The 14045-nt window shown below is 67.1% G+C and carries 14 protein-coding genes; 11 read left to right on the forward strand and 3 right to left on the reverse strand.

Features of this window, described 5'->3' with window-relative positions:
* Positions 1-40 precede the first annotated feature (40 nt).
* The 7 genes from hisD (at position 41) to IEX71_RS18145 (ending at position 5893) form a co-directional block, all read left to right on the forward strand.
* A complete protein-coding gene (gene hisD / locus IEX71_RS18115) occupies positions 41-1384 on the forward strand; it encodes a histidinol dehydrogenase (protein ID WP_188838423.1) in 1344 nt (447 codons plus the stop codon).
* Positions 1381-2490, forward strand: a complete 1110-nt coding sequence (locus IEX71_RS18120) for a histidinol-phosphate transaminase (protein WP_188838424.1) — start codon at positions 1381-1383, stop codon at positions 2488-2490. The genes hisD and IEX71_RS18120 overlap by 4 nt, the downstream gene beginning before the upstream one ends.
* Positions 2487-3095: an imidazoleglycerol-phosphate dehydratase HisB gene (hisB, locus tag IEX71_RS18125; RefSeq protein WP_188838425.1), complete on the forward strand. Its 609-nt coding sequence runs from the start codon at positions 2487-2489 to the stop codon at positions 3093-3095. Before IEX71_RS18120 ends, hisB begins: the two co-directional genes overlap by 4 nt.
* Positions 3096-3100: 5 nt before the next feature.
* Positions 3101-3721 carry a hypothetical protein gene (locus IEX71_RS18130; protein WP_188838426.1) on the forward strand — a complete coding sequence of 207 codons (621 nt, stop codon included), beginning with the start codon at positions 3101-3103 and terminating at the stop codon, positions 3719-3721.
* Entirely contained in the window at positions 3718-4350 is a 633-nt protein-coding gene (hisH, locus tag IEX71_RS18135) for an imidazole glycerol phosphate synthase subunit HisH (RefSeq protein ID WP_188838427.1), read from the forward strand. Before IEX71_RS18130 ends, hisH begins: the two co-directional genes overlap by 4 nt.
* Positions 4351-4442: 92 nt before the next feature.
* Positions 4443-5186, forward strand: coding sequence for a bifunctional 1-(5-phosphoribosyl)-5-((5-phosphoribosylamino)methylideneamino)imidazole-4-carboxamide isomerase/phosphoribosylanthranilate isomerase PriA (priA, locus tag IEX71_RS18140; protein ID WP_188838428.1), 744 nt, complete (start codon positions 4443-4445; stop codon positions 5184-5186).
* Complete coding sequence (locus tag IEX71_RS18145) at positions 5183-5893, forward strand: SseB family protein (protein ID WP_188838429.1); 711 nt, start codon at positions 5183-5185, stop codon at positions 5891-5893. The genes priA and IEX71_RS18145 overlap by 4 nt, the downstream gene beginning before the upstream one ends.
* Positions 5894-5914: 21 nt before the next feature.
* Here the strand turns inward: IEX71_RS18145 and IEX71_RS18150 are convergent, their stop codons facing one another.
* Positions 5915-7384, reverse strand: coding sequence for an MFS transporter (locus IEX71_RS18150; protein WP_188838430.1), 1470 nt, complete (start codon positions 7382-7384; stop codon positions 5915-5917).
* A 116-nt stretch (positions 7385-7500) separates the two neighbouring features.
* On the opposite strand from IEX71_RS18150, the gene IEX71_RS18155 reads away from it, so the two are divergent.
* Entirely contained in the window at positions 7501-8256 is a 756-nt protein-coding gene (locus IEX71_RS18155; protein WP_188838431.1) for a TetR/AcrR family transcriptional regulator, read from the forward strand.
* Between the two features lie 109 nt (positions 8257-8365).
* Here the strand turns inward: IEX71_RS18155 and lpdA are convergent, their stop codons facing one another.
* Both lpdA and IEX71_RS18165 read right to left on the reverse strand, forming a co-directional pair.
* Positions 8366-9769, reverse strand: a complete 1404-nt coding sequence (gene lpdA / locus IEX71_RS18160) for a dihydrolipoyl dehydrogenase (protein WP_188838432.1) — start codon at positions 9767-9769, stop codon at positions 8366-8368.
* A 17-nt stretch (positions 9770-9786) separates the two neighbouring features.
* Positions 9787-10743: a sugar-binding transcriptional regulator gene (locus IEX71_RS18165; protein WP_188838433.1), complete on the reverse strand. Its 957-nt coding sequence runs from the start codon at positions 10741-10743 to the stop codon at positions 9787-9789.
* 113 nt (positions 10744-10856) lie between these two features.
* Here IEX71_RS18165 and IEX71_RS18170 point away from each other — a divergent pair, with 113 nt between their 5' ends.
* Genes IEX71_RS18170 through IEX71_RS18180 form a run of 3 tightly spaced genes read left to right on the forward strand, consistent with a single transcriptional unit; the run spans position 10857 to position 14042 of the window.
* Entirely contained in the window at positions 10857-12227 is a 1371-nt protein-coding gene (locus IEX71_RS18170; protein ID WP_188838434.1) for an ABC transporter substrate-binding protein, read from the forward strand.
* A complete protein-coding gene (locus IEX71_RS18175) occupies positions 12224-13174 on the forward strand; it encodes a carbohydrate ABC transporter permease (RefSeq protein ID WP_188838435.1) in 951 nt (316 codons plus the stop codon). The genes IEX71_RS18170 and IEX71_RS18175 overlap by 4 nt, the downstream gene beginning before the upstream one ends.
* Positions 13175-13211: 37 nt before the next feature.
* Positions 13212-14042, forward strand: a complete 831-nt coding sequence (locus IEX71_RS18180) for a carbohydrate ABC transporter permease (RefSeq protein ID WP_229749858.1) — start codon at positions 13212-13214, stop codon at positions 14040-14042.
* The last annotated feature ends 3 nt before the right edge of the window (positions 14043-14045 follow it).

Raw genomic sequence — 14045 nt, forward strand, 5'->3', positions numbered from 1 at the left:
GCCCGGTATCGGCGACAGCCCGGCCACCTAGAATCGACCCGTGATCAACCGCCTTGACCTGCGTGGCGCGGCGCTCTCCGACCTGGATGCCCGCGCCCTGCGCAGCACGCTGCCCCGAGCCGAACTCGACGTGGAGGCCGCACTCGACATCGTGCGCCCGATCTGCGAGCAGGTTCATGCCGGCGGCGTGCAGGCCGTGCTCGATCTGGACGAGAAGTTCGACGGAGTGCGTCCGCAGTCGCTGCGCGTGCCCGCCGAGGTCGTCGCCGCAGCCCTGGAGCAACTGAAGCCGGCGCTGCGCGATGCGCTCGACGAGTCGATCCGGCGTGCCCGGATCGTGCACGAGGCGCAGCGCCGCACCGACTCGGTGACCGAGGTCGTGTCCGGCGGCACCGTGACCGAGCGGCACGTGCCTGTCGAGCGGGTCGGCCTCTACGTCCCCGGCGGGCAGGCCGTCTATCCCAGCAGCGTCGTGATGAACGTCGTTCCGGCGCAGATCGCCGGCGTCGGCTCGCTGGCGGTCGCCAGCCCGCCGCAGCGCTCCAACACCGGCGACTTCGTCGGCTACCCCGACCCGACCATCCTGGCCGCGTGCGCGCTGCTCGGCGTCGACGAGGTCTATGCAGTGGGCGGAGCCCAGGCGATCGCCATGTTCGCGTATGGCGTCCTCGACGAGTCCGGCGAGACCGTCTGCGAGCCGGTCAATCTGGTGACCGGTCCGGGCAACGTCTACGTCGCGGCCGCCAAGCGACTGTTGTTGGGCACCATCGGCATCGACGCCGAGGCGGGGCCGACCGAGATCGCCATCCTCGCCGACGAGACCGCCGACCCCGCGCTCGTCGCCGCCGACCTGATCAGCCAGGCCGAGCACGACGAACTCGCCGCATCGGTGCTGGTCACCGACAGCGAGGCCCTGGCCACGAAGGTCGAGCAGGAGCTCGAGGAGCGGGTCGCCGCCACCAAGCACGTCGAGCGGGTCCGTGCCGCGCTGGGCGGACCACAGTCGGGCATCGTGCTCGTCGACGGGTTGGACGAGGGCGTCCGCGTCGTCGACGCGTATGCCGCGGAGCACCTCGAGATCCAGACCCGCGACGCCGCGGGCGTGGCCGCTCGGATCCGCAACGCCGGTGCGATCTTCGTGGGCGACTACGCCCCGGTCAGCCTCGGCGACTACGCGGCCGGGTCCAACCACGTGCTGCCCACCGGCGGATGCGCCTGCCACAGCGGCGGCCTGTCGGTGCAGTCCTTCTTGCGTGGCATACACGTCATCGACTACTCCCGCGACGCGCTCGCGGACATCGCCGACACCGTGGTGACCCTGGCCGATGCGGAGGATCTGCCGGCACACGGCGCCGCAGTGACCGCGCGATTCGAAACGACATGAGCACCCTGCAGGACCTGGTCCGCCCCGAGCTGCGCGGCCAGACACCTTATGGCGCGCCGCAGCTCGACGTGCCGGTGGCGGTCAACACCAATGAGTCGTCGTACCCGGTGCCGCAGGTGGTGGTCGACCAGATCACCCGCGACGTGATGGCTGTCGCCGCATCGCTCAACCGCTATCCGGATCGCGAATTCGTCCGATTGCGAGAGCTTTTGGCGACATACCTGCAAGGCACGACCGGCGAGCCGGTCACGGCCGGGCAGGTCTGGGCGGCCAACGGCTCGAACGAAGTGCTGCAGCACATCGTGCAGGCGTTCGGGGGAGCGGGACGGACCGCGCTCGGCTTCACTCCGTCGTACTCGATGCACCCGCTGATCAGTGGTCGCAACGGCACCACCTGGGTCGACGGCCTGCGGGACGCAGACCCCGAGCGCTTCGACCTCGACGGGGATCTCGCGGTCGAGCAGACGCTGCGGCACGATCCGGAGCTGATCTTCCTGTGCTCCCCGAACAACCCGACCGGCACGGCGCTCGACCTCGACGTCGTCAAGCGGATCTATGACGCGACCGACCGCGCGATCGTAGTGGTCGACGAGGCCTACACGGAGTTCTCCCGGCCCGGGACGCCGAGCGCGGTGTCGCTGTTGCCCGGGCGTGACCGGTTGGTCGTGAGTCGCACGATGTCCAAGGCGTTCGCATTCGCTGGCGCTCGACTCGGATACCTTGCGGCAGCAACGGAATTCACGGACCTGCTGCGGCTGGTCCGATTGCCCTACCACCTGTCGTCGGTGACCCAGGCCGTCGCGTGCGCCGCACTGGAGCACACGGAGCCGATGCTGGCGATGGTGGAGCAGATCAAGGCCACCCGTGACGAACTCGTGGCGGGATGCACCGAGTTGGGTCTGCGGCCGGTACCGAGCGATGCCAACTTCGTGCTCGTCGGCGGCTTCGCCGACGCCGGTGCGACCTGGCAGGCTCTGCTGGACCGCGGAGTGCTCGTGCGCGACGTCGGCATCCCACACCACCTGCGCATCACCGCCGGCACCCCGGACGAGAACCACGCCGTGCTGCAGGCGCTGAGAGCAGTTGTCGAAGGAGAACAGGCATGACGACCGATAACCGCACGGCGCACATCGAACGCGCCACCAAGGAGAGCCAGATAGACCTGTCGGTCGACCTGGACGGCACCGGCGTCAGCGAGGTGTCGACCGGTGTGCGGTTCTACGACCACATGCTCGAGAGCTTCGCCAAGCACAGCCTGATCGACCTGCGGGTCAAGGCGACCGGCGACCTCGACGTGGACGCCCACCACACCGTGGAGGACACCGCGATCGTGCTCGGCCAGGCCGTGCGCGAGGCGCTGGGTGACAAGAGCGGCATCTCCCGATTCGGTGACGCCACAGTGCCGTTGGACGAAGCGCTGGTGCACGCCGTCGTGGATGTCGCGGGTCGGCCCTACGTCGTCCACACCGGCGAGCCGGAGGGTCAGATCTACGCGATCATCGGCGGCACCTACACCGGTTCGCTGACCCAGCACGTCCTGGAGAGCTTCGGCCACCACGCCGCGATCGCGCTGCACGTGCGGGTGCTGTCCGGTCGCGACCCGCACCACATCGTCGAGGCACAGTTCAAGGCGGTCGCGCGGGCATTGCGTGCCGCGATCGCGCGGGACCCGCGCGTCATCGGCATCCCCAGCGCGAAGGGAGCGCTGTAAACCGCATGCCTCGTGGCTCCTCGCGGCGTTCGGGAGTGCTGCTGCTGCACGGAGACGTCAAGACCACCACTGCCTGGTTGCGGCAGGGTGTTGTGCCCTCATACGTCGTGCCGTTGGCGGGCTGGACAGCCGTGGTGCCCGGCGGTCCCTCCCAGGCGGGCAGTCCGTATGACGACGCCGTGCGCGTGCTGCTGGCGCGCCGGGTGCCGAGCCGGATGCGAGCGGCCATCGGCTTCTTCCGACTGGACGACCGCGGCGTGATCGTGGTGCATCCGCGCGGTTGGCGGGCGCTGCCGCGCTGGCTGGTGTGGGAGCGCGGCGACGGCGTGTCCGGTCTGCCCGGCCTGCCGTTGGCGCGGCCCGGTGACATGGCGATGGCGGCCGGCGTCGTGCCGGAGTCGGTGCGTTCGCTGCGGGAGATTCTGACGGAACGCACTTCCGTGCTCGACGACGTGCTGGCCGACCTGATGGGTGCTCTCGCGCTGCCCGGCGAACGCCTGCTGAGCGGTCAGGTCAAGGACGCCGAGGGAGCGGCGCTGGTCGAGCCGACGACGAAGGCCGTCGAGCGCTTTTCCCGGGTCACCAAGGAAGACAAAGAGATTCGCACCGAGCTGGAGCAACTGTGAGCAAGCATGTCGTGGTCCTCGACTACGGGAGCGGCAACGTCCGCTCCGTCGTCCGGATGCTCGAGCGGGTCGGCGCGCAGGTCACGCTGACCGCGGACCGGCAGGCTGCGGTGCGCGCGGACGGACTCTACGTCCCGGGCGTCGGCGCTTTCCACGCTTGCATGACCGGACTGCGCACCGCCGGGGGAGCGGAGATCATTGCCGACCGGCTGCGACTGGGCCGTCCGGTCCTCGGCGTGTGTGTCGGCTTCCAGGTGCTCTTCGACGGCTCGACCGAGCCGACTTCGATCCAGCCGCCACCGCCGGGCCTGGGTCATTTCGCCGGCATCGTCGAGCGCCTCGATGCACCCGTCGTGCCGCACATGGGCTGGTCGAACGTCACCCCGGCGCCCGGCTCACGGCTGTTCGACGGCGTGCGCGACGAGCGCTTCTACTTCGTCCACTCGTATGCCGCCCGCCGGCTCGACGCCAGTCGCATCGGCGGCGAGCCGGTCGTGACGACTGCCGAACACGGCACGAGCTTCGTGGCGGCGATCGAGGACGGTGCATTGGCCGGCACCCAGTTCCACCCGGAGAAGTCCGGAGACGCGGGCGCGCAGCTGGTCGACAACTGGCTGCGCACGCTGTGATGTGCGTGCTGGTCGAGTAGCGCGGCCCCGCGTCGAGACCAGGCGTTCGGACGTTCGAGAAGTTGAAATACATGCAATCCGAGGAGATTTCGATGGTTGACCAGGAGCCGCGGCTCGAACTGCTGCCCGCCGTGGACGTGGCCGGCGGCCAAGCCGTCCAGCTCGTGCAAGGCGTCGCCGGCACGGGCGGCCAGTTCGGCGATCCGCTGGCGGCTGCGCTCGCCTGGCAGGACGCCGGGGCCGAGTGGCTGCATCTGGTCGACCTCGACGCGGCGTTCGGGCGCGGCAGCAACGCAGAGCTGCTCGCCGGCATCGTCGGGCAGTTGGACATGAAGGTCGAGTTGTCCGGCGGCATACGGGACGAGGAGTCGCTGGCGAGAGCACTGGCGACCGGGTGCCGTCGCGTCAATGTCGGCACCGCCGCCCTTGAGGACCCCGAATGGACGGCACAGGCGATCGCCAGCCACGGCGACCGCATCGCCGTCGGCCTGGACGTGCGCGGCACGACGTTGGCCGCACGCGGTTGGACCCAGGAGGGCGGTGACCTCTGGGAGACGCTCGAACGTCTCGACAGCGAGGGCTGCGCTCGTTACGTCGTGACCGATGTGGCCAAGGATGGCATGCTGCAGGGCCCCAATGTCGCTCTGCTGCAAGACGTTTGCGCTCGCACTGACCGCCCGGTCGTCGCCTCCGGTGGTGTGTCGACGCTGGACGACATACGTGCTCTGCGTCGGCTGGTGCCGGTCGGTGTGGAGGGCGCGATCATCGGATCGGCGCTCTACAGGGGAGCGTTCGAGTTGGGCGACGCCCTGGACCTCGCGGGCCGCCCGCGATGAGCCACGAGCACGCCGACTCCTCCGGGCAGACCTTCTCCGGAAGGTCCCTGACCGGCACCGGTTTCGACAACGACGACGGGTCGATCGACGCAACCCTGGACGAGGCGTTGGAGACCCCGGACGACGAAACGGCGCTGATGGCAGCGCTGTCGCAGGCGCGACTGTTGGTGCCGATCGTCGCGGCACTGACCGAGGATGCGCACCGCAACACCGACATGGCGGTCGTGACGCTGACCGCTCCGTCCGGTGAACGCGCGCTGCCGATCTTCACCGACACCGCCGCGCTCAACGCATGGGACGCCGAGGCCCGGCCGTCACCGGTGCGCGCCGACCTGGCGGCGCAGGCCGCGATCGCGGAGCGCTGCGACGTGATGGTGCTCGATGTGGCCACCCGGTCGCTGGTGCTGCGACCCAGCATGGTCTGGGCGCTCGCGCAGCGTATGACGTGGCAGCCGCCGCACCTGGACGACCATGTGCGCCAAGGCGTTTCGAAGGCCGTGCACGACGAGCCGGAGATCGCCGAAGCACGCTGCGAGGCCGGCGAAGCGCCCGGTGAGCTGCGCGTGGTTCTGTCGGTGCTACCCGGCTTGACCCAGCCGGAGCTGCAGGCGCTGGCTCGTCGGGTGGGGGAGCAGATCGCGACCGACGGCGAGACCCGTGCCCGTATCGACGGGCTCGCCTTCTCCGTGGTTTCCGCCAAGGGCTGATCCCCGCCGCGGGGCGTGCACTCAGTGGGTGGCCGGTAGGTCGTCGCGGGCCCGCCTTGGCAACAGGAAGGTCAGCGCGAAGGCGACCACCATCGCTCCTATCGCAACCCAGGTCGTGATCTGCGTCGCGTGACCGAAGGAGTCGGCCACGGAGGCTCCGTGACCGTCGACCTGTCCGAAGAACACGGTGCCCAGGACTGCGACACCGAGTGCACTGCCGATCTGCTGGACCGCAGTCATCGACCCGGATGCTGACCCTGATTCCTGGTCCTCGACCCCACTCATGACGATGTCGAAGAACGGAGTCATCGCCATACCCATGCCGGTGCCGATCAGGGTCAGCGCGGGCGCGAGACGTAGTGCGTCGATCGATGCGCCCGACCAGCTGATGGTCGCCACGAGGACTCCGAGGCCCGCGATGACCACGAGGTAGCCGAGGTGCATCGTGGTCCGGCCGATCCTGGCGGTCAGTGGTTGTCCGATTCCGAAGCCGACAATCATGGCGACCGCCTGCGGGATGGCGGTCAGACCTGCTTGCAACGGCGTGTAGTGCAGGCCGAGCTGCAGGTAGAGCGTCAGCACCAGCGACGAGCCCATCAGCGCGCTGAAGAACGCCAATCCGGTGATGAGCCCGCCGGTGAACGCGCGCTTGGTGAACAGTGACGGCACCACGAGCGTCGAACGACCTGCCCGGTCCCTGCTGCGCTCGAGAAATGCGAAGGCGACGAATGCGAGCAGGCCCGCGGTGAACATTACGAAACACCAGAGCGGCCAGTCGTGTTCGCGTCCTTGCACCAATGGGTAGACCAGCAGGAACATCCCCGCGGCAGCGAGTATCACGCCGGAGACGTCGAGGCCCAGGCTCCGGTCGGGACGGTTCTTCGGCAGGTAGCGCACGGCGCCGACGATGCCGATGATTCCGATCGGGATGTTGATCGCGAAGATTGCGCGCCAGCCGAGCCCGAGCAGGTCGGCGTCGATCAGCCAGCCCGCCAGGATCGGCCCGCCGACCGCACCGATGCCCATGATCGGACCGAATGCACCGAACGCTTTCGCGCGTTCTGCGGGCGGAAACATCTCATTGATGATGCCCAGGCCCTGTGGCAGCAGTGTCGCGCCGAGCAATCCCTGCAGGGCGCGGCTGGTGATCAACATTGTCGGGTCCTGGGCGGCCGCGCACAGTAAGGAGAAGAGCGTGAAGCCCGCCATCCCGATGAGGAACATCCGCTTGCGTCCGAACATGTCGCCGAGGCGTCCGCCGATGAGCAGTCCGGCCGCCATGGCAAGTGTGTAACCCGCCGAGAGCCACTGGATGGTGACGCCGCCGCCACCCAGCTCGTCGGTGATGGTCGGCCCGGCGATGCTCGTGACGAGGGCATCGAGCAGATCCATCACCTCGGCGGACAGTACGACCAGCAATGCGAGCCAGCGCCACCGGTATGCCGGAGAGGTTGCGTCGGCGCTCCCCGGTGGGGCAAGTTGCACTGTCATGAGACATGTCCCTTCACGTATGGGATGAGGAGATCGCGAGATGGACGAACAGTGTTCGCGATAACACGAACACTGTTCTACGCACGAACAGTGTTCGTGTCAAGTACGGTGCTCGTATGCCGATGGACGAACTTCCGCCCGCACCGTGGCGGCAACCGAAGAAGGCCGCCCGCCCGAAGCGAACCGACAAGCCCGCGCTGAGCCGCGAGGCGATCGTGGCGAAGGCGCTGGACATCATTGACGCAGAGGGCGTCGATGCGGTCAGCATGCGTCGTGTCGCGACAGAATTCGGCACAGGCGCAGCGAGCCTCTACGCCCATGTCGCGGGCAAGAGCGAGCTACTCGCGGCGGCCTACGAGCTGGCGCTCACTGAGGTGGACGACCCCGACCCCGACCAGCCGTGGCAGGACATGCTGCGCGAATTCGCCTGGGGGATGTACCAATTGCTGCGGCGGCACCGCGATCTGGCCAAGCTGAGCTTTGCCGACATACCCACGGGCCCTCGGGCGCTGGACGGCGTGGAGAAGATGCTGTCGACGATGATCGATCAGGGGGTCTCACCGCGGGATGCCACGTGGCTCTTCGACCGCCTGGCCCTCTACATCGGTGCCGACGCGTTCGAGGGCCATGTGTTGCGTGAGCGCTTCGGTGCCGCTGATGGCGACGACGCTGCCGCGCTCAAGGCGGGCACGGAGTGGATCGAGCAGGTTCGTGGCTACTTCGCGCAGCTTCCTCCCGAGCGCTACCCGACGGTCACGGCCAATCTCGACGTGATGATGAACGGCGACAGCGAGGAGCGTTTCTCGTTCGGCGTCGAGGTGCTGATCGCCGGGATCGAGGCGCGCAACCCCGCATCCCGGGCCAAGCGCTGAACTTCGCCGACAGGCTCACAAGAACGCCCACAGGCTCAGAAGAACCGCCGACTTGTCGGCGGTTCTTCTGAGCCTGTGGAGAGCGTTTTGAGCCTCTCGGCATGTGGAGCTACAGGTTGATCATGTGGCCGGCGATGCCCTCGATGGCTTCCTTCATCGCCTCGGACAGCGTCGGGTGCGCGAAGATGTTGCGGGCGACTTCGTCCGCGGTCAGATCCCACTTCTGTGCCAGCGTCAGCGCGGGCAGCAGCTCGGTGACCTCCGGGCCGATGAGGTGGCCGCCCAGGATCTCGTTGTGCTTGGCGTCCGCGACGATCTTGACGAAGCCGGCCGTCTCCGCCATACCGCGGGACTTGCCGTTGGCCGAGAACGGGAACGACGCGGTCTTCACGTCATAACCCTTGTCCTTGGCCTGCTGCTCGGAGTAGCCGAAGGACGCGATCTGCGGCTGGCAGAACGTCGCACGCGGGATCATGTCGAAGTCGATCTCGACCGTCTCGGCGTTGCCGATCGTCTCGGCGGCCACGACACCCATCGCCTCGGCGGTGTGAGCGAGCATCAGCTTGCCCGTGACGTCGCCGATCGCGTAGACACCTTCGACGTTGGTGCGGCCACGCGCGTCCACGGCGATGGCGCCCCGGTCGGTGGTCGCGACGCCGGTCGCCTCCAGGCCGTAGCCGTCCAGCCGCGGTGCGAAGCCGATGGCCTGCAGCACCTTGTCGGCCTCGAGTACGGTGGTCTCGCCGCCGGCAGCGGGGGAGACGGTCACCTTGACGGGACCGGAGCCGCTGTCCTCGATCTTCTCGACCTTGGTCGAGAGCATGACCTTGACGCCGAGCTTCTTGTAGTGGCGCAGCAATTCCTTGGACACGTCGGCGTCCTCGGTCGGCACCATGCGGTCCAGGAATTCCACGATCGTCACCTCGACGCCGTAATTGGCCAGGACGTAGGCGAATTCGACGCCGATCGCGCCGGAGCCGGCGATGATGATCGACTTCGGCAGATCCTCGGTGAGGATCTGCTCCTCGTAGGTGACGACGCGCTCGGACAGCTCGGTGCCGGGGATCAGCCTGGTGGTCGCGCCGGTCCCGATGATCACGTTGTCGGCGGTCACCGTCTCACTCTCACCGGACGTCAGCTCCACCGCGATGGTGTGCGCGTCCGTGAAGGTGCCGGTGCCCTCGAACTCGGTGATGGAGTTCTTCTTCATCAGGTAGTGCACGCCCTTGGCGCTGGCGTCGGCGACGCCACGGCTGCGCTTCCACGCGACGCCGAAGTCCATGGTCGCGTCACCGGAGATGCCGAAGGTCTTTGCCTCCTTGGTGAGGATGTGCGCGATCTCCGCGTTGCGCAGCAGCGCCTTGGACGGGATGCAGCCCACATTGAGGCAGACACCGCCCCAGTACTGCTTTTCGATGATGGCGGTCTTGAGGCCGAGTTGGCTCGCGCGGATCGCTGCGACATACCCACCGGGGCCTGCACCGAGGACGACGACGTCAAAGTGTTGTGCCACGCTTCGTAACGATAGCCCTACCGCAGCAGCTCCAGAGCAAGCGGTGCGTCCACGACCAACCGGTTGACCTTCCGGCCGGCGATCGCCGCCCGCACCACGGGCGCACGGTCGGCGCCGCTGACCAGTCCGATGACGGTCGGTATGGCGGTGAGCTGCTCGTCGGACAGCGTGATGATGCGATCGGCCAGGCCCCCCTCGACGCAGTGTCCGGCCGTGTCGATGAAGACTCCGCTGATCTCGCCGATGGCGCCTGCCTTGCGCATCGCGGTGCGTTCACTGCGGGTCGCGAGGTCGAACAACGTGGACTCGGTGGGGGCCCACCCGCCGATGCCGACGACCGCGACCGTCACGTCGCGGATGTGCGAGTTCGCTTCACTGACCCCGGGCTGCCGACGCAACATCGCGGCGCTCGCGGGGTCGGCGGCGACCAGCGGCGCATAGAAGTGGTGCGCGACGCCACCGCTGAGGTTGGCGGCCGAACGCACCAGGTCGACCGGTGAATGTAGATCGGGGATCGCCAGTGCGCCGGACAACTGCACGATCGGCACCGGCGGGAGCGACCGGAGGGCTCCGACGGTGGCGGCGACACTGCGTGACCACGGCAGGCCCAGCACGTCGTCGGCGGTGAGGATCCGGGTCAGCTCGGCGGCGGCCACGATGCCCAGGTCATGCCGTGTCTCGCCGCTCGACTGACCCTCATGGGTGCGCACGACGAGCACTCCGTCGATGCCCAGAATGTGCGAAAGCTGTTCGGAGAGTGCGTAATCGACGCTCGGCTCGCCGAGGATCTCGATCCGCACAATGCCCTTCGCGCGTGCCGACTCGAGCAGTCGCGCGACCTTGAATCGCGAGATGCCCAGCTCCTTGCCGATGTCGACCTTGGACTCGTCCTGCAGGTAGAAGCGTCGCGCCACCGCGGCCAACAGTTCTCGTTCGCGCTCGGTTGCCCCTCCGGCGGTGGGTGACTCACTCATCGATCGGTCTCTCTCATCGGGCCCTCCTGATTCGCACCACGGACGTGTTACGTGTGTCACACTACTACTCATCTGCGCACGTAAGCGCTCGTTTGAGCAAAGCAGGAGGACGCATGACACCTCGCAGGAGACGGATAGCGGTGCTCGCTGCCGGGGCCGTTGCGATGAGCACGGTGACCGGTTGCGGAGCGGCCGCCGGATGGGGCGGTGGGGGAGGTGGCGGCGGAAGCCACACGATCAACGTGCTGATGGTGAACAACCCGCAGATGATCGATCTGCAGAAACTCACCGACAAGTACTTCACCAAGAAGACCGGGATCAAGGTCAACTACACGGTGCTGCCCGAGGACGATCTGCGTGACAAGGCCAGCCAGGAGTTCTCGGCACAGGCGGGCCAGTACGACGTGGCGACGCTGTCCAACTTCGAGATCCCGATCTACGCCAAGAGCGGCTGGGTCGCTCCGATGAACTCGTATCTGGCCAAGGACCCCGGCTTCGACCAACAGGACATCCTGCCGTCGATGCGGGCGGCCCTCAGCGTCAAGGGGCAGGTGTATGGCGAGCCGTTCTACGGTGAGTCCTCGTTCCTGATGTACCGCAAGGACGTGCTGGCCGCCAAGGGCATCAAGATGCCGGCCAAGCCGACCTGGCAGCAGGTCGCCGACATCGCCGCGAAGGTCGACAAGCGCAAGGGGATGCGCGGCATCTGCCTGCGCGGCCAACCCGGCTGGGGCCAGGTGTTCGCGCCGCTGACCACGGTGGTCAACACCTTCGGCGGCACCTGGTTCACGAAGGACTGGCAGGCCAAGGTCAACGCGCCGGAATTCAAGAAGGCGACCAACTTCTATGTGAACCTCGTCCGCAAGCACGGCGAATCCGGTGCCGCGCAGGCCGGATTCACCGAGTGCCTCAACGACCTGACCCAGGGTTCGGTGGCGATGTGGTACGACGCCACGTCGGCTGCCGGGTCGCTGGAAGCCGACGGCAGCCCGGTCAAGGGCAAGATCGGCTACGCCCCGGCGCCGGTGGTCAAGACCAAGACCTCGGGATGGCTGTACTCATGGGCCTGGTCGATCGAGTCGGCCAGCTCCAAGAAGAGTGACGCCTGGAAGTTCATCTCCTGGGCAAGTGGCAAGGGCTACGCCAAACAGGCCGCGTCGAAGTTCGGCTGGTCCCAGGTCCCGTCGGGTTTCCGCAGGTCCTTGTATGCCGACCCGCACTACCTCAAGGTCGCCAGCTCCTTCGCTACGCCGACGCTCAACGCCATCAAGACGGCAGATCCGAACAACCCCGGGGTTCAGCCGCGACCGGTGCCGGGCATCCAATTCGTGGACATCCCTGAATTCACCAATCTCGGCACCGAGGTCAGCCAGGACATCAGCTCCGCCATCGCCGGAAAGATGTCGGTGGACAGCGCCCTGAACAAGGGCCAGCAGCGGGCCGAGGATGTCGCTTCCGACTACCGCAGGAGGGCCGGCAAATGAGCAGCGCAGTCGAGAGCCCCACCGCGAAGCCCGCGGCGGAAGGTCCCAAGAAGCCGAGTAGAGCACTCGCGAAATCTGGTGCCTGGGCGCGTCGGGCGCCGCTGCTGCCCGCGCTCGTCTTCATGATCATCGTCACCCAGATCCCGTTCCTGGCGACGCTGTTCATCTCGTTCATGCATTGGAACGCGTACTACCCCGACGATCGCGGCTTCGCCGGGATCGACAACTTCAAATCGGTGCTGACCGATGTCGACGCCCGCTCGGCCATCCTGGTCACCATCGGTCTGACCGTCGGGGTCGTGCTGGTCAGCCTGGTGCTCGGCCTGGCGATCGCGCTGTTGCTGGACCGTAAGTTCCGGGGTCGCGGCGTGGCGCGCACCTTGATGATCACGCCCTTCCTGATCGTGCCGGTCGCCGCGGCGCTGCTGTGGAAGCACGCGCTCTACAACGCGCAGTACGGTCTGTTCAACGGCGTGCTCAAGTTCGTGCTCGGCGACAACGCGCCGCAACCGGACTGGATCAGCAATCACCCGCTGATCGCGATCATCGTCTCGCTCGTCTGGCAGTGGACGCCGTTCATGATGCTGATCCTGTTGGCCGGGTTGCAGAGCCGGCCGATGGACGTCGTGGAGGCGGCGAAGATCGACGGCGCCTCGAGCTGGCAGATCTTCACCAACATGACGTTGCCGCACCTGCGCCAGTACATCGAGTTGTCCGGGCTGCTCGGCGCGATCTACATCGTCCAGAACTTCGACTCGGTCTTCACCATCACGTCGGGCGGCCTCGGTACCGCGAACCTGCCGTACTACATCTACCAAACCTTCTATTCCGCACACGATTACGGCACCGCGTCCGCAGCGGGCGTGATCGTGGTGATCGGCACGATCATCATCGCCACCTTCGCGCTGCGCACCGTGCTGAGTCTGTTCCGGGAGGAGACCCGATAAAATGACTACTGTGAAAGAGGCCCAGGCAGGGCCTCAGATGCGAGCCGCAGGCGGAAAGAAGAAGCGCGCCGGAGTGCTGTTGACCGGAGCGACCTGGATCATCTCCGTCCTGTTCGTCTTCCCCGTCGTATGGATGATCTGGACGTCGTTCCACTCCGAGACCGACGCCGCGAGCAACCCGCCGAAGGTGTTGTCGTCATTCAGTGTCCAGGGATACAAGTCGTTCTTCGGTAGCGATCCATGGCCGACGATCCTCAACTCGCTCACCGCGAGCGTCGTCAGCACGTTGCTGGTGCTGTGCCTCGCACTGCCGGCGGCATACGCCCTGTCGATCCGGCCGGTGAAGCGCTGGAGCGACGTGTTGTTCTTCTTCCTGTCGACCAAGTTCATGCCGGTCGTGGCGGCGCTGTTGCCGGTCTACCTGTTCGCCGAGAAGGTGCACTTCCTGGACAACATCTGGCTGCTGGTCATCCTCTACACGTCGATGAACCTGCCGATCGCGGTGTGGATGCTGCGTTCGTTCCTGGCGGAGATCCCCGCGGAGATGCTGGAAGCCGCACAGGTCGACGGTGCCGGGTTACTCCGCACGCTGCGCGAGATCATCGCGCCGGTCATCATGCCGGGTATCGCATCGGCGGCGCTGATCTGCTTCATCTTCAGCTGGAACGAACTGCTCTTCGCCCGGGTGCTGACCGGCACTCGCGCCGAGACCGCGCCGGTCTTCCTGACCGGCTTCGTGACCAGCCAAGGTCTGTTCCTCGCACAGGTCTGTGCCGCGTCGTTCGTGGTGTCGCTGCCGGTGCTTGCCGCCGGATTCGCGGCGCAGGACAAGCTGGTCCAAGGTCTGTCCATGGGCGCGGTACGGTGACCG

The organism is Flexivirga endophytica (assembly GCF_014640635.1).
GTDB classification, from domain to species: domain Bacteria; phylum Actinomycetota; class Actinomycetes; order Actinomycetales; family Dermatophilaceae; genus Flexivirga; species Flexivirga endophytica.